This window comes from Ferruginibacter sp., assembly GCF_031391665.1.
In the GTDB taxonomy this organism is placed as follows: Bacteria; Bacteroidota; Bacteroidia; order Chitinophagales; family Chitinophagaceae; genus Ferruginibacter.
In genome coordinates, this window is record NZ_JANMUN010000091.1 from 1 (window position 1) to 24,515 (window position 24,515).

A 24,515-nucleotide genomic window follows, 5' to 3' on the forward strand; every position below is an offset into this window, starting at 1 on the left:
TACGTGAGCGGTATTAATTGTGATACCTCTTTCTTTTTCTTCAGGTGCACCATCAATATCATCATAATTTTTTTTCTCCGCCAAACCTCTTTTTGACAAAACATCGGTTATAGCGGCTGTAAGTGTTGTTTTACCATGATCCACGTGACCAATAGTTCCAACGTTTAAATGGGGTTTATCCCTTTTGAATGATTCTTTTGCCATTGTTTATATTTTAATATTTGTTTTGAAAAAATGGTTGTCGTTTAAAGTCTGTAAACCATGGACTTAATTTAATTTTTTTATTGAGCCATCAGTGAGAATCGAACTCACGACCCTCCCGATATCATCGGGATGCTCTACCCCTGAGCTACCACACTAATACTCAATTTAAAGAACTTTATTGAGCCATCAGTGAGAATCGAACTCACGACCCCTTCCCTACCAAGGAAGTGCTCTACCCCTGAGCTACGACGGCTTGATCAGTCTGCCGCAGCAGGCAGAAAAATGAGCGGAAGACCAGGCTCGAACTGGCCACCTATAGCTTGGAAGGCTATCGCTCTACCAAATGAGCTACTTCCGCTTTTAAATTGAATATTGATTATTGAGCATTGTTTATTGAATATTCAATAAACAATTTTCAATGTTCAAATTTCAAAGACCTGCTGCCTCAATAAGGCAGAAACTGTGGGCAGAGTAGGGTTCGAACCTACGTACACTTACGTGAACAGATTTACAGTCTGTCGCCTTTAACCACTCGGCCATCTGCCCTTTCTAGTTAATTTGTTTATTAGTTGATTGGTAAGGCAACTAATAAAAGTCGCACACCAATTAACCGATTAACTAATTAACCCGCCAGAGCCGAAGAAGGGAGTCGAACCCCCGACCTGCTGATTACAAATCAGCTGCTCTACCAACTGAGCTACTTCGGCTTATTTACAAGAACTTTTTCCAGAATTTAGTCCACACTAAAGCAGCCCTATTTTTTTCGGAAGGCAAAGGTAAGAGAAAATGGTTAATACAAAAAGTTTGAAAAGGAATTTTTTAGTATTGATTTACAAAATGTTGATAAACTAAAACAAAAAATCCCGCCGTGTGGCGGGATGTGGTTATTTTGATGATGTTTTTTTATGCTGCCTGTTTATCTTTTTTTCTTTTTATTTGTGTGATTACTGAATCTAATGCGGTGTCAAAACTTTCTTCGAATGATTTAGATGATTGTTTTACAAAAAACTCACAACGTGGAATGTGAACTTTAATTTCTGCTATCTTGTCTTTAATGTTGTGCACTACGTTATCTAATTTTAAATACACATCTACTTTGGTAATCCTGTCGTGAAACTGGGTTAATTTAGTAACCTTTTTTTCGATGTAAGATACCAGCTTGGAGTCTGCGTCAAAATGCACAGTTTGAATGTTTACGTTCATACTTCTGATTTTAATCTGTGAAAAATTATGTGAAAGAACTTGTTTAGGTACACTTAATACATAGGCAATCTTTTGTGGTTATCAGGGGTTTTTCTTTTGCTTAATGAAGTTACCAATTGAAACGTACTTTACAAAATAAAATTTTACAGATGGCTTATAAATTTTTTAATGTTTTCAAAACTGTAACATATATACAAAATGCTATGCCTTTGGGTGTGCTTTTTTATGAATGTCTTTTAACTTTTCGATAGAGTTATGTGTATAAATTTGTGTAGCTGCAAGGCTGCTGTGGCCCAGCAATTCTTTTACCGCATTTAAATCGGCTCCATTATTCATTAAATGCGTAGCAAATGTATGGCGGAGCACGTGAGGGCTTTTTTTACTTATGGTTGTAATTTTAGTCAGGTATTTTTTTACCGCATTGTACACATATTTTGGATATAGTTTTTTGCCTTTTTCATTTATCAGCAATATATCAGCATCATATTTTTCAAAGACTTTTCTCTTTTCAGCAACATAATCTTTCAAAAAGCTCATTAACTCATTGCTTACCGGAATTATCCTTTCTTTATTTCCCTTGCCCAATACTTTTATTGAGTTTTTGTAGGCGTCAACCTGGTTTTCTTTTAATGAAACCAGCTCGGCCTGCCTTATTCCGGTGTTGTACAATAACTGCAGTAAAATCCTGTCTGTTTTTCCCTGCCAGTCATCAGGAAATTCTACATGAGAAAACAATGTATTGATATCTTCCTTCTCCACAAATTGAGGCAATCTTTTATTAAGTTTTAGTGAAACTACAGTGCCCATTGGGCTAACAGTTATGCTCTCTTCCTTTAACTGGTACTTGAAAAAAGATTTTAATGTAGATATTTTACGGTTGATGGATTTTGCTTCCATTCCCCCCTCTTTTAATTTAGCCAGCCAGGTACGGATAAATGTTGCTTTTATATCGGGCAAAGCTGTGTTGCCAAAAGTGAGCTCAATAAAATCGAAAAAAGCAACCAGGTCGGTTTGGTAAGAAATAATGGTGTGTTGCGAATACCTTTTTTGAAACTTAAGGTACTCTACAAAATGTTGTAACGCTTTGGGGATAGTTGTGGGCATAAAAAAACTGATACCCGAAGTTACAATAACCGGATATCAGTTGAATATATTTACGCTGGATGTTCTTAATCGAATTTACCTGCAGTAACCTGATCTTTGTAAATTGCCTTTAAAACCTCTTTACGACGGCGAACAGATGGCTTTGTAAAAGCCTGCCTGTCTCTTAACTGCAACAAAATTTTACTTTTTTCAAATTTCTTTTTGTACTTCTTAAGCGCTTTGTCGATGTTTTCGCAATCTTTTGAATCAATAATTAACATATAATATATACCTCCTTTAGGTGATTTAAATACTGCTTTTAATAAAGCAAGGGGGCAAAGATAACAGAATTATTTAAAAAATGAAAAGATTGTACTTCGAAATTTTATTTCGAACCATTTTACCATAAATCTGCTACTATCAATTAATAATCGAAATAAAATTTCGATGTACTAACAAATTCCGAAATTTGGGGCATGTTTACAGGAATAATTGAAAATACAGGAGTTATAAAGGAGGTACAAAGTAATGGAACCAATAAAATTTTTTGGGTAGCTTCTTCCTTATCAGGCGAATTAAAAATTGACCAAAGCCTTAGCCACAGTGGTGTTTGCTTAACCGTAGAGGAAATTAAAAATGGTATGCACCGGGTTACTGCAATAGAAGAAACTCTTTTAAAAACCAATTTGGCCGCCTGGCAGCAGGGTTCAATTGTAAATTTAGAACGATGCATGCAATTGAATGGGCGCTTAGATGGGCATATTGTACAGGGTCATGTGGATGCTTCGGCTGAATGCATTGCTGTTATTGAAAAAGGTGGTAGCTGGGAATACAGTTTTACTTTTCCTGAAAAATTTAGTGCTTTAATTATAGAAAAAGGTTCTATTACTTTAAATGGCATCAGCCTCACCCTTTTTAATGTGGGTACCAATAGTTTTAGTGTGGCTGTAATTCCCTATACTTATGAGTATACCAATATTAATGGATTACAAAAAGGTGATGGAGTGAATGTGGAATTTGATATGCTGGGGAAATATGTGCAACGTATGCTGCAGCAAAAAGCAATTATCTAAAAATATATACTGCACTATCTTTTAATGCAATTACAGCAGTGTTATTTTGTTTAAAAGAATACTTATTGTTTTCTTCTACACTAATTTCAAAATTTTGTTTGTTGAATTTTACTTCAGGAAAATAGACAGCAATACTGTCCACAGGCTTTTCATACAATATTAAATGTTGTGGAACACTGGTTAATTCTTTAGCAGAAAGTGTAAAACAGGTATTATTTTTAGCGTAGAGATAACTTAAATACTCCTGAATAATACTCACCTTATCGTTAGTATTACCCGCCATCCTGCTTTTTGCCCTGAACATAAGCGCTCCATTAAATTGAGACCGCATATTTACAAATAAAAGTGCATCGCCGGTTTTTAGTTTTTTATCAATTGTTTGCAAATAATTTTTGGAAAAGTTACCTGCGGCTTTATAATAATTTATAGTTTTAAAAAGAGAATATGCATAAAAGCTGCATAACGCACCGATTACTATTAAAAGCAGTAATTTATTTTTGATCAGCATCACTAACAAAACAGATAGCAACATGAGTGCAAATACGGAGGAAAAATAAATATATCTTTCTGATTCTGAATCATGAGAATCTATACCAAATACTACTGCTGCTGCAAAACCAAAAGCAGTATTAACTAGTAGTAACATCAAAAAATAAAATATTTTTCGCTGCTTTTTAAATAAAATAATTAATGCTGAAAGAAGAAAAATAATAAACCCAATACTTCCTGTTACAAACACAACAGTACTTTTAAATGGAGGAATAAAATTGCGCAGGAACAGAATGGCAGTGTTTTTAACTAATGTTGTAAAACTTATACTAAACAGGTTATCATCTTTATAATCGGATACCTCCATTTTATTGACGATAATAATTTTAATAACAAACCAGGCGGCGAAAATAAAAAAATAAGGAGTGACAATCCAGCTATTCTTTTTTACAGATTCCCCCTTTACATAAGCCGTAAAAATAACTATACTTAAAATTATAAAGGGAAGCATCCAGCTTATTTCGTAAGAAAAGAGCGCCAATAAAAAACTTAACAAACTTAGAAAAATAAGAAGTTTATTTTTTTGTGCAGCTTTTAAAAAAAGTAAAATTGAGATAAGACAAAATAAAGTTACTACTGTACTGCACCTTGCTAATAAATAACACAGCGGTTCGCTGTGAATGGGAGTAATTAAAAAAACCATTAGGAAGATAAAGGGAATAACGGTTAACTGAAACTGGTTTAAATAATTTGCCACCGATTTGAGTAATTCTTTAAAAACAAACAAAGCAAGCAAAGCATTTGCAAGATGTAAAACAAGATTTGTATAATGGTAACCTGCAGCATTTTTTCCACTAATAAAACTATTTGCAATAAAAGTAAGTTTAACAATAAACGACCGTTGCCATACATCCTGCATAAAATTATTATTGCCAGCAACAAATATATCCTCATCAAAAAAGAATAAATTTTTTACTGCTAAAAAAATAGCGGCTCCTGTTATACCTAAGATAATTAAATAAAAATAGCAGCGATTTATAACAGAATGACTTTTCATTAACCCATTTTTATTGGAAAAACTCATTAATTAAACTGATAATAAAATTTATGTTTTCCTTTTCCAATTCAACATATAATGGCAGGCGTAATAAACAATCAGAAAATTTTTCTGTTTTTACCAACATTTCTGCTTTACTATGACTGCTTAAATAAAAAGGGCTTAAATGCAGTCCCGGATAATGAAACATTGACTGAATTCCTTTCTCTTTTAAAAATAAAATCAACTTATCCCTTTCGGTTAAATTTTTACACACCAAATAAAATATATGAGCATTATTGGTTGCATATGGGGGAACATGGGGCAGCTTTAATTTTTGTTGCTGATGCAGTTGTAATAATCCATCATAATACAATTGCCAATTTTCTCTGCGGATTTTCTGTATTTCATCCAGAGCTTGCAACTGTGCATACAAAAAAGCTGCAGTTATTTCAGAAGGCAGAAAAGAAGAGCCCACATCTACCCAATTATATTTATCTATTTCCCCCCTGAAAAATGCAGCCCTGTTGGTTCCTTTTTCCCAAATTATTTCAGCTCGTTCAATAAATCTTTTGTCGTTAACTACAAGCATCCCACCTTCGCCGCATTGAATGTTTTTTGATTCATGAAAAGAAAATGCTGCCAGATGCCCAATACTTCCAAGTGGTTGTTTTACATTGTTGCTATTTATAAAAAAACTATCTACTGCCTGTGCCGCATCTTCTACAACAAATACATTATGTTTATTGGCAATGGCCATTATTGAATCCATTTTGCATGCAATGCCTGCATAATGTACCACCACAATTGCTTTTGTATTTTTTGTTATTAATTTTTCAATACTATTTTCATCAATATTTGGGTTACCCGAATTAGTATCGGCTAAAACAATTTTAGCTCCTCTTAATATAAATGCATTAGCAGTAGAAACAAAAGTGAACGATGGCATGATAACTTCATCACCGGGTTGTATATTTAAAAGTATAGCACACATTTCAAGTGCATCGGTACATGATGTAGTGAGCAGGCATTTATTAAAGCCATACTTTTCTTTAAAAAAAATTTGACAAAGATTGGTGTACTTGCCGTTGCCGGAAAGGTGGCGATTTGTTATTGCACTTTGAATGTATTGAAACTCATTGCCAGTTATATATGGTTTATTTTGAAATACTAAATAATGATTATTCAGTGACATAAAGCAATTTTAAATGACCAATGTTTTCAAGCTATACAAATTATTTATTTACTCCTTTATCCTAAAAGAAATGTAAGTTGCTTTAAGATAAAGGCTTTTTGATTATGTATGCTTGCTGAATTCCAACATCGCCTCCCGAAAAGTCTTTTTCAATATTGTGAAATATTTTGTTAACCGGGTTATCATACCCCACAAAAGTTTTAGATTCTGGTATTAAATCCCTGATTAACCTGCTCCCCAAATAATAAAGTGAAGAAAAGTCGTTTACTTCGAACTCTGTTTTAATAGAGTTTAAATAAGCATTGAGGTTAGATTTTTTTAAATATCTATTAAAATCATGTTCTACTAAGCTTGGCAAACCAAAAATTATTCGCAGGGCATTCAATTTAACTAATGGCTCCCAAAATGCCTCTGAAAAAATAATTTTACCACCAGGTTTTGTTACACGGATACATTCATCAATCCCTTTGATTTGCTCTTGCCAGTTTGGTAAATTTATCAATACTCTTGTGGTATATACAATATCAAATTTCGCATCTGGAAAATCTAAACAACGGATATCTCCAACACTAAAATGAATAGGAGAATTATTTTCCGCTTTAGCTAAAGCCATATTTGCCATTTCTACCATTTTCGGAGAGAAATCAATACCATTACTTTCTGCCAGTTTAAAATTTTGCGCATGTTTTATAAGTGCAAAACCATTAGCACAACCCACGTCCAGAACTGATTTGCCTTCCGAAATATGTGAAGCAATATTATTAATCTCCAGATCGATAGCGTATACATCTCCCCAGGATGCCTCATGAGAGGCTCCGTATTTTTCTGCCTGATTTTCCCAAAAATTGTAAATAAAATCCATCATGCTATTTTTTACTGATACTAATTGTTTTATCTACTATATACAGTGGACGGTTTTTTATGCCTGAAAATATACGGGATATATATAATCCCAATACGCCTAAAATTAAAATAATAAGCCCTCCCAAAAACCAAATTGAAATTATTATACTGGTATAACCCGAAACTGATATTTGGCCGCTGAAATATTTATACAAGGTATATGATGCTGCAATAAATGCAGATGCTGATATAAAAAAACCAAGACGCACAATTATTTTTAATGGCTTATCGGAGTATGACAGAATAATATCGAATGCAAGGCCAATAAGTTTACCCAAACTATAAGTTGTTTTGCCAGAGAATCTTTTTCCATGCTCTACCTCGATACTTGTTTTTTTAAACCCAACCCAACGGGCCATTGGTGCAAAAGCCCTCATAGGTTCTTTCATACTTTTAATTACTGCAATTACTTTACTGGAGTAAATACCAAAATTAGCAATAGTTCCATCATAGTTTATTCCTGTTAAATAACTATACACTTTGTAAAATATAACAGAGAATGTTTTTTTCCAGAATGAGTCGGTGCGATTATTACGCCTTCCAAAAACAATATCGTAGCCTTCGTTAGCCTTACTATAAAGCCGTTCTATTTCTTCGGGGCGATCCTGCAAATCACAATCCATTACTACTACCCATTCGCCTCTACAAAAATCAAGACCTGCAGTAATAGCGTGGTGCTGGCCAAAGTTTCTGCTTAGCTTAACACCGGTAATACAAGAGTTGGCTGCCGCAAGTTTTTCTATTGAATCCCAGGAGTTATCAGCACTTCCATCATCAACCAGTATAATTTCATAATCGCCTTCAGCAAATTGCATTGCTGTTTTAATTCTTGACAAAAGCTCATCAATAATATTTATGGCCTGGTATACCGGAATAACTATAGAAAATAACATAATTTAAATTTCAAACCAACGATCAATGTATTAAATAACACACATTAACTATAACCCTTAAAAATAATAATTTTTAGCCAATAATATACGCCCCATATAAAATGAAGTGAAAATGCTCCGCCAATTAACCATTGTCTTGTTTTTGTAATAGTTCCTAACCTGACTGAATTGACAAACTCAATTAAAAGCGTAAAAAAAAGTAAATAACTTACCGCTACAATCTGCCAGTAAAAGTTGCCGTCAGATTTTCTAATTCCATCCTCTGCCAAAAAGATCCAGATAAGCAATCCCATAACATAATTAACAGCAGCAAATTGAACTAACTTGTTTTTTAATACCTGCCCTTTTGTAATTATAATATATACAAGAGGAAAAAAACAAGAAGTTAAAAAAGCAACCAGGCAATTGGGTGAAAATATTTTCCAGATAACAAAAGGAGCTATTATAACATCCGATTTATTTTTTTCATTTCCGGCGCTACCTACGAAATATAATTTATAAATAAGATAATATTCAATAGCAATAACCACTACCCCGATAAAAAACGGCAAAATATTAACCCATGGTATCTTATTCTTTTTAGCAACAATATTCTCCAGCAAAAAATATACTGCTACAGATGGTAATAAAGCAAACAGAAAGCTGGGTTTAATTAAAGCATTTGCTAAAACTAGCAACAAGATCACCAGTTTTTCCTTTCGGGATTTTTCTGTTTGTAAAAACAAATAATCGTATGATTTAAAATAGAGCAATACACTAAACGGCATTAAAAAGATTATTGTGGAATTGTGCCAAACGTTTGGCACCAATTGTCCCATGTAAAACTCATTGGACAAAAAATAATTAACCCCGGGTATTGCAAAAATAAACAGCATTGCTGTTGCAAGTAAGTAGGCATATTTTACTTTTTTGTCAGGGAATAAACAATATTGGGTTAAATAATTTTTTGTGATAAAATATTTAGCTGTTATTGCGCTGCACAATAAAAAAACAGTTGGTATATAATACACAACGTAGTGCCCGGAAAAACCACTGAATAAGGCAACAAGAAAAAAATATAAAAAATTTGCAGGCAGCTTCACATGCTCTTGGGCAAAACCATACGCCATTTTTGCATGAGGTTGCAGGTCTGTTGCAATTCTGCCAGTAAGTATTACTGCGTAATAAAAAATTAAAATCAACATTAAACTGCCGCCAACTATCAAATCAGTTTTTGAAAAATAAAATGTTTTTTTTAAGTACCTGATCATTATATAAAATTATACTATTATTATTCTTTTATTTTATTATGGTCGTCGAATGTTTTGTAATTGATAATATTTGTTTGAAATTAAAACACCATCCTTTGAGGCAGCATCGGGTTTATTCAAAATATAATCGTACACCATCTTTTTTGAATTGTAATATGGGGCAATATACCTTATCGGATGGTTCGTTATATTTTTTACAGGAAGCTGAATCAAATCCAGGGAAGAATCAGCTGGTGTATAATTTATAAATATCACCTTGCCGCCTTCTGCTTTTTGTGCAATAAAGTCAAATGCAGCCTTACTGCTGTTAACCTCTTCTGCAAAATGTATGTTACGTCCCTGTATCCATTGCTTTGTTAAAGGCAGTGTTAAAATAAAAAGTACAGCTAAAACAACAACCAGGATGTATTTAAAATACTGTCCCGTTTCAGTTATCAAATAAAATACAGAAAAATAAAAGAATGGAGCCAAAACACGTATCTCCCTCCATTTAAAAACATCATAAAATAAAAACAGCATCAAAAAATTTATGGCTCCAATAAAAGCAATTGAAGTATATAATTTAGATTTATACTTAACTGCTTTTACAATAAAAACAATTAAAGGCAGCATTATTAAATACTTAACCGGCAGGTAAATCAATGCATCATTTGCCGAAAAAAAATAAGCATAAATATTATAAGTAAAATGCTTTACCAATGAAGTGAATGCCGCAATAAAATTACCCTGCTGTATTAAATTAATTATAGAGGAAAAATAGTTAGGAACAGCCTCAGTAAAAAAATAAGTAAAGGCAAATGAAGCTAAAATACCTGCTAAAAAAATAAAGATAAAGGCGCTTTTTTGTAATTTATTTTTTGCAAATGGTATTAACCCAATTAACCAAAAAAACCACAAAGGCCTGAATACTCCAGCTATCAAAATAATCAACACAAATATTATACAATGTTTATTTTGCCCGGTTTTGTAAATTTTATAAATTAAAAAACTGCTGGTTATGGCAAAAAGAATATGTATGCTCTCCTGCATGTAAGTAAACCCAAAGAGCGCAAAAAAAGGAAAGCATAAAACGGAAATGGTTATTAAAAATTTTTGGCGGGAAGACATATTTTTTTGAAACCAGATTAATGCTAACGATGCTGCAACAAAAGAAAAATTTGTATAGATAAAATTTAAAGTATGCCACCCGAATATTTTTGCAATGCCGCCATTTAACAATGGATAAGCAAAACCATGAGCATCGGCACCAATTAACCTGCTCCCGCTTCCGTTAAAAGTTAAGGCTGCCTGCAGTGTATTGTTCTCAAAAAAAGAATATGCATTCGTATAATAAAAAAATTCATCGCTCCACACCGGCAGGTAATTGCTGCCAACCTGCAAAAACAACCAAAAATATATACTCAAAATAGCCAACAACGCTATAGCTTCAAAAGTAAAGTTTGAGATTTTGGGATTATATTTAAGCATTAATTTGAAAACGATTAGTAGTTTTTATACGCTCTTAAAAAATGTATACCAAGTAACTATTTTTAATAAATTAAACTACAGGTTTCTAAATTTACCCATCATTTCGCCTTTCATAGATTTACTTATAGCGCCATCCATAATCCTTTCTGCATAGGGCCTCGAAATATTATTCAGTTCCTCAGTTTTTGTTTGAATTAAATTTTTATCTTCCATTTGCAATGATAATTGCAAAGCCTGCATTGCCAGTGAAGTTTCACTAAGTTCCTGCTTTGTTAATTCGGAAATATTTTTCTGAATAAATTTTTCAGTGGTTTGCAATAGTTGTTCTGCTTCTGTTTTTGCTTCTACCAATGCCCTGTTAGCAATATCTTTTTGTGCATTTTGCATAGAATCTAAAAGCATTTTTTCAACATCCTCATCGGTTAGCTCATATTGTGGTTTTACCTGCACAGACTGCTCAATACCGCTTCTTAATTCTTTAGCATTTACCACCAGTATGCCATCTGCATTTATTAAAAAGCTCACTTCTACTTTTGCCATACCTGCAGGCATTGCGGGTATGCCCGACAAATTAAATTCGGCCAGTTTTCGGTTATCCGTAACCATATCTCTTTCGCCCTGATAAACTGCAATCTTCATTCCACTCTGTCCATCTTTGTAAGTAGTATATTGCCTTGCAGCCTTTGCAGGAATTTTGCTGTTACGTGGCAGCAACACATCCATCAGACCTCCCATTGTTTCTAATCCTAATGACAGTGGTGTAATATCCAACAGTAAAAAACCTTTTGTATTACCAGCTAAAATATCAGCCTGTATTGCGGCACCTAATGCTACCACTTCATCGGGGTTAACACTATCGTTAACCGGTTTGCCAAAAAAATTGCTCACCATTTGTTTAACCAATGGAGTTCGGGTACTGCCGCCTACCATTATTACTTCATCAATTTCCTTTTTTGTTATCCCTGAATCTTTTAATGAATTAGTACAGCAAACTATTGTTTTATCAATAATTGGTTTTATTATTTCCTGTAATTCAGATTTTGTGAGTATTATATTTTTATCATTAAAAGTTGCAAAAAAATTATCAGCAGCTGATAAATATTTTTTTGCATTTTCTGCTACTATCCGTAATTGTTGCTGGATTGTTTCGTCACTGTTAGAAAAATTATTTTTTGTTATCCAGTGATTAACAATAGCCATGTCTAAATCATCGCCGCCTAAAAATGTATCACCGTTGGTGGCCAATACTTCAAATATGCCATTGTTGATGGTGAGGATAGAAATATCAAAAGTACCCCCGCCAAAATCATATACCGCAATTGTTTTTAAATCGTCTTTATGTAAACCAAAGCCATAAGCCAAACTGGCAGCAGTAGGTTCGTTAATAATTCTCAACACATCAAGCCCTGCTAATTTACCGGCATCTCTTGTAGCCTGGCGCTGTGCATCATTAAAATATGCAGGCACAGTAATAACTGCTTTGCTAACGGTGGTTTTTAAAATATGTTCGGCCTGTGTTTTTAATTGCTTTAAAATAAGCGACGACAGATCTACAGGAGAATAAAATTTATCCTCTACCTGAACCTTTACCAGCCTGCCTTCATCATCAATAATTTTATAGGCAAGAGAAGATGCATTTACTGCTACATCATTGTATGTTTTACCCATCAACCGCTTTGCTGAAAAAATAGTATGTGCCGGGTCAGTAATTAAATATTGCTTTGCTTCATCTCCTACAACCAAATTTCCTTCTTTACCAAAATGAATAACTGAAGGTACCAGTGAACTGCTGTTATGCTCTTTCAGCGCTACAGGTTTTTTACTTTCGGGATGTATAATGGCCACCAAACTATTGGTTGTGCCTAAATCGATGCCTACAATAATTTCGTTTTGCTGCAAACTGCCGGTTGCTATGTTGATAGCTATTTTAGCCATGTATTTTTTTTGCAAAGTTAATGAATAAGGGCTGGTAAATTTTGCAAATGAAAGATAGTAACAGGAGAATTTTTATTTTAAAAAAAACTGAACGGAAACAGGATTGGCAGCAGTAAAATTAAAACTCATAATTTTTAAATTATTAAATACTATTTTTATTGCAAGGCCCAAAATACAAAAGCATATAAAGCTGATGAAAAAACTGTCGACTTTAATTATACTCTCTGTTTTTTGGGCTTTGCCATTTGGCATATTATACATGGTTATTCAAAAGGTCGGCATCGCTCCGGCAAAATATATTCCTGGATTTTATTCAGCAGTTTTAACAATTTCCGTATTGTATAAAAAATATTGGTCCTTCAATATTTTTAACCGCTGGAGAGGGGGAATAATTTTCTCACTGATTTTTGCTGGTTCCATAATTGCATTTGTATATTTTAATACAATAGTTTACCGGTCGTATAAATTGTTTGAATATTTAACAGCAGAAAAAAAAAGGGGTTGGGAAGGTATTGCTCACCAAACCGACGATACACTTGGGTTTAAGCCTGTTCCAAATGCGAAAGCTTTTCATACTTTTCCTATCGGTGAAAAAATACCTATGGCTTATGATCAAAATGGATTTAGAGTTCCGTTGTCAGATTCATTAAAACACAATATACCCGGTAAGGTTGATTTATTGTTTCTGGGATGTTCATTTACTTATGGTGATGCATGTTTTGCTGAGGAAACATTTTGCCATATTACAGCAAAACAAAAAAACCTTACTTATATAAATGCAGGAGTTTGCAGTTATGGCCTTGCACACATGCTAATTCTTGCAGAAAAACTACTGCCAGAGTACAGGCCAAAGTATTTAGTTGTACAGTACAGCCAATGGTTGGCGGGCAGAAGTTTAAATGTATATGCCCCTAATTATTATGCATATTTGCCTACTCCATATTTTTCCTTAATCGCAGATAAATATAGTTTGGAATATCCTGCTTTTAAAACACAAGCTTTTAACTTAGATGCTACACAAATTAAAAACCAGTACAATAATAATTTTCTAAAATTTTTATTCACAAAAGGAATTTCATTCTATTTAAAGGAAGATTGGTTGTATCAAAAAAATAAAATACTGACGCTGACCGGAAGCCGCTTTAAACCTGCAACAAATGCAGCCCTTGCAGAAAAATTTGCATACAACAGCATTAAGCAAATAGCAGATAATTATGGAACAAAAATAATTGTCTTGAATATGGGGGATATTGAATACTCAAAAAAATCTCATCAACTGTTTTCGGATAACACTGTTTATTATGCCGAAGCTGATTCTGCCTTAGGCAATTATCTAAAACTCAGTGCAACCAAAAATTATTCTAAAGAATTTAATCATTGGAGATTTAACGGAAAAGACAGTATTCTTGTTGATGCTCATCCAAATTTAAAAGCTCATGAAATAATAGCCAATAGTATTATAAAACAAATAGACAAAATAGAAAATAAATACCTGAAACATTAAATTTTATTTAAAATTTTTTTAATAAAAAAGAGGCTGCTTTATTTGCAGCCTCGTATAAATAAAATTATTGCCTGTTAACGTATAAGCACCATCTTACCATATCCTTTGTTAAAATACTTATCGGTTTTATCACCATCTGCCTGGTATTTTTCTAACGATTTTCCATTAAGATTGGTAAGTACCCTGTACAGGTAAACCCCATTTGCCAGCTTTTGACCGTACATATCAGTTCCATCCCATTTAAAATCGGTAATATTTCTTCCAATATGCAACGGGCCTAACTCGTCTTTAGTTATTTCTCTTACCACTTTACCCGTAATGGTTAAAATTTGTATCCTTATATTTTGCGGTACTTCGCTGCCGGTTACTGTAAATAAAAATGCAGTAGATGTTGTAAACGGATTAGGATAGTTAAGCAAGTTTGATATCATTGGTTTGTTAATAACACTAAACATTACATGATAATCCAGTGTACCTGCTTTATTACCAATTACATCTTTACCCGAAACAATTAATTCATATTCGCCATCAAGAGTAAAGTATGGAGCAAAATCAATGCTGGCACTGTTTTCACCGCTGCCCAAATTTGCAGGGTTAAAACGCATAGTATCACCAAAATTATAGCTATGCAAAGTATTATCAGGATAACGAACCTGTACTTTTATTGATGCGGTATCTGTTAAGGCAAGCGTTTTACTTTCGTCTTTTAGTTTTATATAGATGTGTGGCTTAGCCGCTACAATATCTTTGTTTAAAATATGTACCCCATCAAAAGTTACATCAAGCAAAGGATTAAAATTATCCGGCCTAACATAAAAATCTTTAAACAACACATTATTAAAATGCAATTGTTCCGGCTGATCGTTGTTAGGATTAACATCCACAAATAAAGTATTGTTACCGGGGTAATCCTTAGTATCAATTTTAAACTGAATACTAAGTGTATCGCCTGCTACAAGTATTTTACCATTGGGAACAGTTAAAGGATGTGGTTGATTATTATAATCAGTAATCACCGCTTTAAATTTCATTGCGCTGTCAAACTTTGCAGGGCTTATATTTTTAAAGGCCACTTTAAAATCAATTATTTCTCCCTGATCCACAGTATCTTTCATTTGATACAATATATTACCTGCCACAGCACCTTCGGGAACTATCTGCCCGTTAACACGCCAGTAGTTTAATTGATAAGGTGTAGCCACACTAAAATCGCTGTTATACATTTTTAACTGTAAGTAAGGATACAGGTTTGCATCAACAAAGTCTAAAGTGGTATCCTTTGCTGCAGTAATAGTTTTTAACAGTGTTGATGTACCGGCATTATTAATTCCGTATACTTCTAGATTAGTTATATCAGCAGTTGGATTTTCCAGGCTGCCACCACGCCAGTGCAAAAACTCCCACTTTTTTGATGGCCCAAAAACAGGCGAACTGATTGTTCCTTCGGCCTGCTTGCCAAAAATGGTAGTTTCATAATTATGCTTTTCAGTTCCATTATTAAAGCCAAAATTAGGTGTATAACTGTTATCATTTTTTTTGTAAACAAAGGTCCATAAACGGGGCCTGCTAAAAGAATCAACCAACGCAAAGCCAGCATTTTTAAGTTTGGTAGTTAAAGAATTACCAACACCATAAGCCGCTTCATCCTGCAGTTTCCAATCTTGCGCATACGTCCACGGATAAAATGGATAACCATTAGGATCTGACATTGTAATTCTTAAAACTACATAATAACCGGAAGGAATCGAATCCATAAAATCCCTTATCTTTTTACGGTTTAAAAGACCTGCAGCTAAAGTAGGATTATTATTGTACGGAAACGCAAAATCATATTGTGTTGTTGCTGAACATGGATTTACACTTCCCCATCTACCAGGCGAGCCAGGTAATGCATTTATTACAGGATTCAGCGAAGCAGGGTTAAACAAAGTGAAGACAAAAGTTTGTCCTTCACAAACTTCCTGAATATACTGTGCCCCATTTATCTGCAAATTAAACTCATTACCTTCGGACAAACTTGTAGGGAACATTCCATTATTAGTAACTATTGCAGATATTCTGGGATTAAATTTTGTATTTCTTGAGGCGCTGTCTAACGTCATATTAGTGTAGCCCGATTTAAAATGCTGGAACAAATGAGATTGGTTCCAACCATTGGTAGCTGCAGGTAAATACACAAAAGATGCGGTGTTCCAAATTATTACTGCGTTACCAATGGGCACCATTGAAGTTCTCCAGTAATACACTGTGCTGTCGGTAAAAGTTATATTGGTGGGTTTAAATTCCACCACACCTCCAACACCAGATGCATTAAATGATTTTTTAAACGATGAGTTAAATAATTCTGTAGTATCAACTTCCATTACATACTGGCGCATTGCCCCTAAAGGATTTGCTGTGCTTGCAGTATAAGTAAGGTTCTGCTGGTTAACAATAGAGAAATTATAAGGATAGACAGGGCGCAATTCATCCTCGTAAATATAAAATTCTTTTTCTGCGCCATTGTTCATTTCAGAAAGTTCAGACACCCTGTTATCTACATCAAGTGTAACAATTATTTTATTTAGTCCTTTATCAGTTCCGGGATTTATGGGTACCACTAAAACTACCGAGTCGCTGTATTTTATCGCACGGATAAGCTGGCTGTATAAAACTTTAATACTGTCGTTAGGCAATTTACGCTTTACCGTAACCCTCATGGAATCATTAATGGCCATGCCGATATTCAGCATTTTAACATTAAGGTTAAAACTGTTATCCACAACCGAAATTATTGAAGGGCTTATTTTTATCAGTTGCTCTTCTATTATATAATCCGGTTTTGCATGAGCATAAATCCTTAAAGCCGGGTCGCCATGCAATGCTAATTCTTCCAGGTGTATCCTGGTATAATAATCAAGTGATGGATTGGTACCTCCCAAATTCTGCGTTATTTTTTTAATTTGGTCACCAACTGTACCTCCATAATTCTTTTTACAAAATTCATTGTAAAAACTGGTGTTGTAATAATCAAGGAATGGCTCTATGCCAAAATGGGTATCAGCAAAAAAAGCAATACTCCCCTTTTGTTTGGTAAAAATATATTTTTCTGATAAAGACATACTGCCGGCTATACGGTTAGGATCGAAGCTGTAAAAATTACCGGCACTGCAACCACTAACATTAAAGAAAGGGTATTTACCCTGGTTTAAATAGGTATCAGGGTTACTGAGGTTAAATGCCAGTGTATTAGCAGATGAATGGCCAAAATAAGTCATAAAGCCCAAGCCTTCTTTAAACAGTTGATCAATACGGTTACTGTTTGCTTCCTGCACTGCACCCGTACCCGATTTCGCAAAAGTTTCTACATTAGCACCATATAATGTATCCTCTGCTACAACTTTATATCGATTTAAATGACCTCTAAAAGCAGCTGTTTCAGTACTATCTATTCCGCCTGAAATATGAACCATATTTTTCATCCAGGCTTTGTTAGCAACAGTTTGGGTAGTTGATTTTTGTACCAACTCGTACTCTTTCATTTTTTCGAGATAATTGGCTACCTCATTTCCGTTTATGGCACCAATACGGCCAACAGGAATAACCGGCACGGCTGTACCGGGGTTGCTTACCAGTAAAATATCTGAAGCCGGCCAGCCAAATGTTGGTACCAGATTAAGTTTATCAGCATCGGGACTTGCCTGGTTAATTTTATAATCATTATAAGTAACGGCCCTTCCTATTAAAAAAACAAATTTTGGTTTGGCTGCAAACTGCTGATCGGCATAGCGTGCAAAATCTCTTATTGCTACAGGATGCTTATTGATACCAAACGCAAACTGCTCTGTAATTTCATCAATATTGTACACTTTTGCATTGTAGCTGCCACCTGCAACCGAACTGCGGTATTGACGGTACTGATCTACATAATTTACACCTGCGCCATTATTATACAAAGCCGGGTTGCTGATAATAATATAATCGGCCTGGTTTGCTGCAATAGAAAGATTTAAAAATGTTTTAGAAGTTACTGTGGCAACAAGATTGATATTAGTTTCATGCTGACTTATTAAATTAAATTTTCTAACAGGGCTGGGTGATGCCGGTAAAGCAAATTTAACCTGACCGGGTGTAGTTATATCACCTAAATACCTGCGGCCATCAGTAGCATCATATAATATTGGCTGAAGCCCGTTAGTATTAAAATTATCAATTACAATATAATTACCCGAAGCTGAAGGGGCTAATTCAAAATAAAAATTCTTTTCGTTATTAAAATTAAAAGTAGCGGGGTAAGTAACAGAAAAAGTAGCAACAACAACACGATCATTGGCAGCATTGGATGAATTTTCGCCTTTTATGCTCACACCAATAAATGAAGGGCTTGTAATTATTGATAAAGGCAAATTACGTACAGTATCTTTATGATAATTGTTATAAGGCATTGGATTTACAGCCGGCAATACATTGGTTGTATTAATTTTCGCACCCAAATCTCTTGTAAAAAGGGGCGAATTTCCAAATGCTGCTACAGTAAACATAACACTGTTGGCAGGGCCACCTGCAAACCTGTTAGTACCATTAAAAACATTACTTAACGCACAGCAGGTATTAATATCACTGCTTGTCCAGCCTTCTCCCTTATCATAAGCTGATGAATAAACATTTTCGGCACCCAACGGAGAGGTAAGGCCACGGTTTATTTGGTTTTTGTAATGGGCTTCTACCCTACGCATAAAATACGTTTCAGCTGGCAAAACATTTCCTGCTACAGGGTTAGCTGTTGCTGTATATCTTAAATTGGCACCCGAAGTATTTACAGTTAAGTAATAAGTTGAAGTATCAGAAAATAAACTGTATTTATCATCTAATTGAAAGTCGGTATCCCTGTATAAGGTCTTATCTGATTTACCATCATTCATTTCTCCCCAAAACTCAATATAGTCGCCTGCACCCAATGTACCCGTAGCAACAGAGGTGTATAACCTTACCTCTTTTCCATTACGCCAAAGTTGAAAATTTTGTGCCGGAGTACTTGCTAAACCTGCTGTTGCCAGCACCGGCTGTGCAATACGGCAAAGGGTATCTTTAGTTAGCTTAAATTTATAGTAGGTTTTATTATAGTCTATCCAGCTGTTATTTAATTGCGAAAAGCCTGCAACAGCAAGCATAGAAATAACTGCGGTAAATAAAAATTTTTTCATAACAGGTTCAATTAAGTTTTATTCTTTTTCTTTTTTCACCAAATTTATACGTAAAGAAAATATATGGGTATATAATGGATTTGATTGATTGGCAAGATTGGTAAATGCATAATCTATCATCACGTTTTTTACTTTAAAGCCTGCACCAACACTGGGCTGGTATATCCATACTTCTTTTTTGTTAGTAGTATCTCCATCGGCTAAAGCCTTTTGAAAATTTGTAATACCACCTCTTACAAAAAACACATCTTTTATGTTTGCTTCCAGCCCCACATGAGGGTCAATACTTACCGGGTTGCTGCTGATTACTGTATTTCTTTTACCATCAAATGTTACATCAAGGTTTGCTTCTGCCATAAGATTTACTGCTTTGCCTAACCTGAAATTATAACCCCCGCCAATTACTATACGGGGTGCCGTTAGTTCTGTAGATTTAACCGGTATTTCATTATTAGTTAAATACAACACTTCTTTTTCTTTATCAGTAAATTTAAAAGACCATGCATTGAATGTTGTAGTTAAATCTCTTGCCACCACACCAAAATGTCCTTTTTTTCCATGCATTTGAATACCGGCATCTATACCAAAGCCCCAGGCTGTGGCAAAAGTGCCCACTTTACGGTAAATTACTTTAGCATTTACACCAAAACTTATTTTTTTAGTTTCGGTGGCTTTAATACTTTGTGCATACGAAAAAAGAAATGCCCAATCGGCAGAAGAGAAAGTTTTAATATTACTGTAATTAAAATTGCCATCCGGTTCTACCAGGTAAAGCGTATTAGGAATATCATCAACGGCAAAACGAAGCACTGATAAACCAATGGTTCTTTTATTATCCTGAATGGGAATTGCCAGAGCTGCATAATCGTACTTTGCTATGCCTGCAAAATAATCGGCATGCATTAAATTAAGATTGGGGTTATCTTTTACGCCTACTAAACCAGCAGGATTCCAGTAACCTGCAGTAGCATCATTTGCCGAAGCTACTTGTGCATTACCCATTGCAAGACCTCTTGCACCTGCACCTATATTTAAAAATTCGTTGGAGTATTTTCTAAACTGTGCAAAGCCAATTGCCGGATAAAGTAACAGCAATAACAAACCAGTTTTGGCGTATAATCTCATAAATATTATTTGGGGGTTAGCCGTGAATTTTAAAGGATATAGACTTAAACGTATTAATACTTGGTAAATTGTGTTAATATTCCAATTAAAATTAAGCAATATATAGCCAGCAAATACAATATCTTATCCCCTTTTATCTTGCCGCAATTTTAAAGAGTCTTTTTATAATCAATTGGATGCTTTAAAGATGATAAATTGTTTTGCAACCTGCTGAACCTGTGGTTTTATCATTTTTTATAAGCATTTTTGCCAAAATGTTTACATAATAAATACGAAAACAACAAGCCCAAAGTTTTATAAATAATTTTTATGCAAGATTTAATTGAAGAATTACAATGGAGGGGCATGATACAGGATATTATGCCGGGTACAAAAGAACAGTTAAACAAAGAAATGACAACGGCTTACATTGGCTTTGACCCTACTGCCGACAGTTTGCATATTGGCAGTTTAGTGCCCATTATTCTATTAATTCATTTACAAAAAGCAGGGCACAAACCGGTTGCTCTTGTTGGCGGAGCCACTGGCATGGTTGGCGACCCCAGTGGTAAAAGCGAGGAACGTAATTTATTAAGCGAAGACATTTTAAACCATAATGTTGCCTGCGTAAAAGCGCAATTAGAAAAATTTTTAGATTTTGATGCCAGCAAAAAAAATGCTGCTGAAATGGCTAATAATTATGACTGGTTTAAAGATTTTTCTTTCCTGAATTTTATAAGAGATGTAGGAAAACATATTACCGTAAACTATATGATGGCGAAAGACAGTGTAAAGAAAAGATTGGATGGTGAAACTGGTATGAGCTTTACAGAATTTTCCTACCAGCTGGTACAGGGTTACGATTTTTACTGGCTGTACAAAAACAAAAACTGCAAATTGCAAATGGGCGGCAGCGACCAGTGGGGTAATATTGTTACCGGTACCGAATTAATAAGGAGAAAAGATGGTGGCGAAGCTTTTGCTTTTACCTGCCCCTTAATAAAAAAAGCAGATGGCGGTAAATTTGGTAAAACAGAAAAAGGAAATATTTGGTTAGATGCCGTCAAAACATCTCCTTACCAGTTTTACCAATTTTGGTTAAATGCCAATGATATTGATGCAGAAGGATGGATTAAGATTTTTACTTTTTTAGATAAGGCAACTATTGATGCTTTAATTGCCGAACATAAACAGGATGCCGCTAAAAGAATATTGCAAAAAATGCTTGCAAAAGAAATTACTGTTTTTGTACACGGCCAAAATGAATATAACAAAGCCATAGAAACCACTGATAAATTATTTGCCAATACCAATGCTGCAGCCGAAGATTTAAGTGAAGACGATTTAAATACTATGGAGGGCATTGTGAAAAACAATTACCCTGCTTATAAAATAAAAGAAGGTGTTGCAGTTATTGATTTACTTGTTGATACCGATATTTTTTTCAGCAAAGGTGAAGCCAGGAAGATGATACAAAATGGCGGCCTAAGCATCAACAGAAAAAAAGTGGTGGGCACGGAGTTGAAAATTGAAAGCTCTATGTTGCTGCACAACAAATATTTATTAATACAAAAAGGCAAGAAGAATTATTATTTGATAAGCTGCAATTAAAATAATTAAAAATCGTTTCAAATATTTTATCAGCAAAATAACCCCTAAATTATTTTAATGAAGAGCAGCAAACCAATTTACTTTCCCGGATTGAACGGATTAAGAACATTGGCTGCATTGTCTGTTGTTGTTTTTCACCTTACGCTTGATTTTGACCGGTTTAATTTAAGCCCTTATCTTTTTGGCACTTTAGCAGATGGAAAGCCCAAAGGTTTTGCCATGGCGGGGTTTGGCGTTACTATATTTTTTGCATTAAGTGGTTTCCTTATTACTTATTTATTATTGGCCGAAAAAAAGCAACAGGAAATAAACATCAAAAATTTTTATTTCAGGAGGCTGCTGCGGATTTGGCCTTTGTACTATTTGTATTTAGCTGCAACAGTTGCTGTAATTTTTTATTTTAAACTTTATTTTAACGGAGGTACACTTTTACTGTATATATTTTTTGCAGCAAACTTTCCCTTTATTTTAGAGAATATCCCATTTATAGCAGAATCAACATTACCCTATTTAAGGCATTACTGGTCGCTGGGTGTAGAGGAACAATATTATTTATTCTGGCCATGGGTAGTAAAGAAAATAAAAAGTAAGTTGCAAGTTTTTGTGATTGCTTTTATTGTTGTGTTTATATTATTGAAATGTTTTTTTCACTTTTTTTACATGAAAACAATAGTTGCTGCAAGCTTTAATGTTATTCGTTTTGACTGCATGCTGATAGGAAGCCTTGGTGCTATTTATTATTTTAATCAACAGGCTTTATTTTTAAAAATAGCAGGCTCCAAATTAGCACAGGCCATTGCATGGATGGTTATTTTACTTTTACTGCTCAACAAATTTCATATTGCCTCAGTAATTGATCATGAGATAGTAAGTGCCGTAACTGTAATTCTTATAATTGGGCAAATAACTGTAAAAAACAGGCTGGTAAATCTTGATATTAAAATTTTTGATTTTTTAGGAAAGATATCATACGGTATGTATGTTATTCACCCGCTGATCATTTTTTTTTCTGCCATGTTGCTAAAAGATGTCCACCTTACACCAGTACTTAAATATATTGTGGTGTACACATTTGTAGTTGGATCTACTATTTTGCTCTCCTGGTTATCGTACGAGTATTTTGAAAAACGTTTCTTAAAAATTAAGGCAAGATTTACGGCAGTGGCAAGTTCTAATACAAGAATTGATAATGAAACATAACACTGTAACTGCTATTTTATTTTAGTAATACTTATGATTACTCCAAGTTTTTGACTTACTAAAAAATATAAACCAGAAACTTTTCCAGTTAAATTAATTGTACCTGATGTTCCTTTAAAAATCATTCTATCAATCAACTTACCATAGTTGTTTAGCAATAAAAATTCTTCCCCCAATAATAATTTTTTCTGAAATAAAACTGTAGCGCTGTTCACCACAGGATTGGGAAAAACAAGTACATTCTGTTTTTTACCCGGGTTAGTTAGTAAAATTGTATTACTTAACGAAAATTTTCCATCAACATCAATTTGTTTTAACCGGTAATAATAGTATTGTTTACCTATTAGCCTATCATCAACAAACTGGTACTGCTTTACACTACTGCTGTTGCCTTCGGCATTTACTTCTCCAATTTTTTCAAATGAAATACCGTCAGTACTTCTACCTATTTCAAATAGCCGGTTATTGTTTTCTGAAGTAACGCTCCAGAAAAGGATATTGCTCATTCCATTTGAGTGGCCCAAAAAACTAGTTAAACTAACCGGAAGTACTGTTGAATTAAACTCATAAGGCCCTAAATCTACAACCCCATTTATAATTCTGTTGTAATTCCGGATATCAAAAACCGGCACACCGGCATTATCACCAGCATCTATACCGGTTGAGCCTACTTGCAAATGTAAACCATCATCATTCGTAAGCCAGCAGTTGTCTGTACCGGCAGCATTGGCAATATTTACAAATGCAGGAGCAATAAAAATATTACCTGTACCAGGCCCGGTAATTGTATGAGGCACATTTTGATTGCTAATATCTATGGCAGAAAAAGTGGCAGTAAAACCAGCACCGCCCAAAATATAAAACTGTGGCCCCGTGCCACTGGCCGAATTACCCCAAAAAATACTGTTACGAACAGTTGGGTTAGCCGTCCCTGAATTTCCTGAAACAAAATTTGTTCTGTCGGAAACAATACCACCACCATCTACCGATGAATTGTTGACAAAAACAGAATTTAAAATTGTTGGGCTTGCATTGCCATTGCCACCACCCCAACAGTACATTGCTCCTGCTCTGTCTGTTGCTGTATTACCATAAAAAATACAATTGGTAATAACAGGACTTGCATTACCGTTATATCCAAAATTATCAATGCCGCCACCGCCACCTGTGGCTGTATTAAAT

At 34.4% G+C, this 24,515-nt stretch carries 18 protein-coding genes and 4 tRNA genes; 4 read left to right on the top strand and 18 right to left on the bottom strand.

Features of this window, described 5'->3' with window-relative positions:
* The 8 genes from ACY651_RS07020 to rpsU form a co-directional block, all read right to left on the bottom strand.
* Positions 1–204: GTP-binding protein (locus tag ACY651_RS07020; RefSeq protein ID WP_462251093.1), on the bottom strand; the 204-nt coding region annotated here is incomplete at its 3' end.
* Positions 205–385: 181 nt separating this feature from the next.
* Positions 386–457: transfer RNA gene (locus ACY651_RS07025), tRNA-Thr, on the bottom strand.
* 32 nt (positions 458–489) lie between these two features.
* Positions 490–562 (bottom strand) — tRNA-Gly (locus ACY651_RS07030).
* Positions 563–667: 105 nt separating this feature from the next.
* Positions 668–750, bottom strand: a tRNA-Tyr gene (locus tag ACY651_RS07035).
* 88 nt (positions 751–838) lie between these two features.
* Positions 839–911 (bottom strand) — tRNA-Thr (locus tag ACY651_RS07040).
* Positions 912–1,107: 196 nt separating this feature from the next.
* Complete coding sequence (locus ACY651_RS07045; RefSeq protein ID WP_462222823.1) at positions 1,108–1,407, bottom strand: HPF/RaiA family ribosome-associated protein; 300 nt, start codon at positions 1,405–1,407, stop codon at positions 1,108–1,110.
* 201 nt (positions 1,408–1,608) lie between these two features.
* Positions 1,609–2,511, bottom strand: coding sequence for a tyrosine-type recombinase/integrase (locus ACY651_RS07050; protein ID WP_462251095.1), 903 nt, complete (start codon positions 2,509–2,511; stop codon positions 1,609–1,611).
* 65 nt (positions 2,512–2,576) lie between these two features.
* The gene (gene rpsU, locus ACY651_RS07055) at positions 2,577–2,771 is read right to left on the bottom strand and encodes a 30S ribosomal protein S21 (RefSeq protein WP_430986878.1); all 195 of its coding nucleotides are present in this window, start codon (positions 2,769–2,771) and stop codon (positions 2,577–2,579) included.
* 195 nt (positions 2,772–2,966) lie between these two features.
* On the opposite strand from rpsU, the gene ACY651_RS07060 reads away from it, so the two are divergent.
* Positions 2,967–3,563: a riboflavin synthase gene (locus tag ACY651_RS07060; protein WP_462251097.1), complete on the top strand. Its 597-nt coding sequence runs from the start codon at positions 2,967–2,969 to the stop codon at positions 3,561–3,563.
* Here the strand turns inward: ACY651_RS07060 and ACY651_RS07065 are convergent.
* The 7 genes from ACY651_RS07065 to hscA all read right to left on the bottom strand — a co-directional run bounded on the left by ACY651_RS07065 (position 3,556) and on the right by hscA (position 12,731).
* The gene (locus ACY651_RS07065; RefSeq protein WP_462251099.1) at positions 3,556–5,109 is read right to left on the bottom strand and encodes a hypothetical protein; all 1,554 of its coding nucleotides are present in this window, start codon (positions 5,107–5,109) and stop codon (positions 3,556–3,558) included. The genes ACY651_RS07060 and ACY651_RS07065 overlap by 8 nt on opposite strands.
* Before the next feature lie 10 nt (positions 5,110–5,119).
* Positions 5,120–6,283 carry a dTDP-4-amino-4,6-dideoxygalactose transaminase gene (gene rffA / locus ACY651_RS07070; protein ID WP_462251101.1) on the bottom strand — a complete coding sequence of 388 codons (1,164 nt, stop codon included), beginning with the start codon at positions 6,281–6,283 and terminating at the stop codon, positions 5,120–5,122.
* 82 nt (positions 6,284–6,365) lie between these two features.
* Positions 6,366–7,148 carry a class I SAM-dependent methyltransferase gene (locus ACY651_RS07075; protein ID WP_462251103.1) on the bottom strand — a complete coding sequence of 261 codons (783 nt, stop codon included), beginning with the start codon at positions 7,146–7,148 and terminating at the stop codon, positions 6,366–6,368.
* A 1-nt stretch (position 7,149) separates the two neighbouring features.
* On the bottom strand, positions 7,150–8,079 hold the full coding sequence (locus ACY651_RS07080; protein WP_462251105.1) for a glycosyltransferase family 2 protein: 930 nt from the start codon (positions 8,077–8,079) through the stop codon (positions 7,150–7,152).
* Between the two features lie 44 nt (positions 8,080–8,123).
* On the bottom strand, positions 8,124–9,329 hold the full coding sequence (locus tag ACY651_RS07085) for a hypothetical protein (RefSeq protein WP_462251107.1): 1,206 nt from the start codon (positions 9,327–9,329) through the stop codon (positions 8,124–8,126).
* Between the two features lie 36 nt (positions 9,330–9,365).
* Positions 9,366–10,796 (bottom strand): hypothetical protein, encoded by a 1,431-nt coding sequence (locus ACY651_RS07090; protein WP_462251109.1) that lies wholly within the window; start codon positions 10,794–10,796, stop codon positions 9,366–9,368.
* Positions 10,797–10,871: 75 nt separating this feature from the next.
* Positions 10,872–12,731, bottom strand: a complete 1,860-nt coding sequence (gene hscA, locus ACY651_RS07095; RefSeq protein ID WP_462251111.1) for a Fe-S protein assembly chaperone HscA — start codon at positions 12,729–12,731, stop codon at positions 10,872–10,874.
* 193 nt (positions 12,732–12,924) lie between these two features.
* Between hscA and ACY651_RS07100 the strand changes: the two genes are divergently transcribed.
* The gene (locus ACY651_RS07100; protein ID WP_462251113.1) at positions 12,925–14,235 is read left to right on the top strand and encodes a hypothetical protein; all 1,311 of its coding nucleotides are present in this window, start codon (positions 12,925–12,927) and stop codon (positions 14,233–14,235) included.
* A gap of 74 nt (positions 14,236–14,309) precedes the next feature.
* Here ACY651_RS07100 and porU2 read toward each other — a convergent pair whose 3' ends face one another.
* Positions 14,310–19,418 (bottom strand): putative type IX secretion system sortase PorU2, encoded by a 5,109-nt coding sequence (gene porU2, locus ACY651_RS07105; protein ID WP_462251115.1) that lies wholly within the window; start codon positions 19,416–19,418, stop codon positions 14,310–14,312.
* A gap of 18 nt (positions 19,419–19,436) precedes the next feature.
* Positions 19,437–20,543 carry a putative type IX sorting system protein PorV2 gene (locus tag ACY651_RS07110; protein ID WP_462251117.1) on the bottom strand — a complete coding sequence of 369 codons (1,107 nt, stop codon included), beginning with the start codon at positions 20,541–20,543 and terminating at the stop codon, positions 19,437–19,439.
* A 309-nt stretch (positions 20,544–20,852) separates the two neighbouring features.
* Here ACY651_RS07110 and tyrS point away from each other — a divergent pair, with 309 nt between their 5' ends.
* Together tyrS and ACY651_RS07120 are read left to right on the top strand one after the other, a co-directional pair.
* Complete coding sequence (gene tyrS / locus ACY651_RS07115; protein ID WP_462251119.1) at positions 20,853–22,133, top strand: tyrosine--tRNA ligase; 1,281 nt, start codon at positions 20,853–20,855, stop codon at positions 22,131–22,133.
* 57 nt (positions 22,134–22,190) lie between these two features.
* A complete protein-coding gene (locus tag ACY651_RS07120; RefSeq protein ID WP_462251121.1) occupies positions 22,191–23,333 on the top strand; it encodes an acyltransferase family protein in 1,143 nt (380 codons plus the stop codon).
* An 11-nt stretch (positions 23,334–23,344) separates the two neighbouring features.
* Here ACY651_RS07120 and ACY651_RS07125 read toward each other — a convergent pair.
* The coding region (locus tag ACY651_RS07125; protein ID WP_462251123.1) for a choice-of-anchor Q domain-containing protein at positions 23,345–24,515 on the bottom strand (1,171 nt) is incomplete at its 5' end.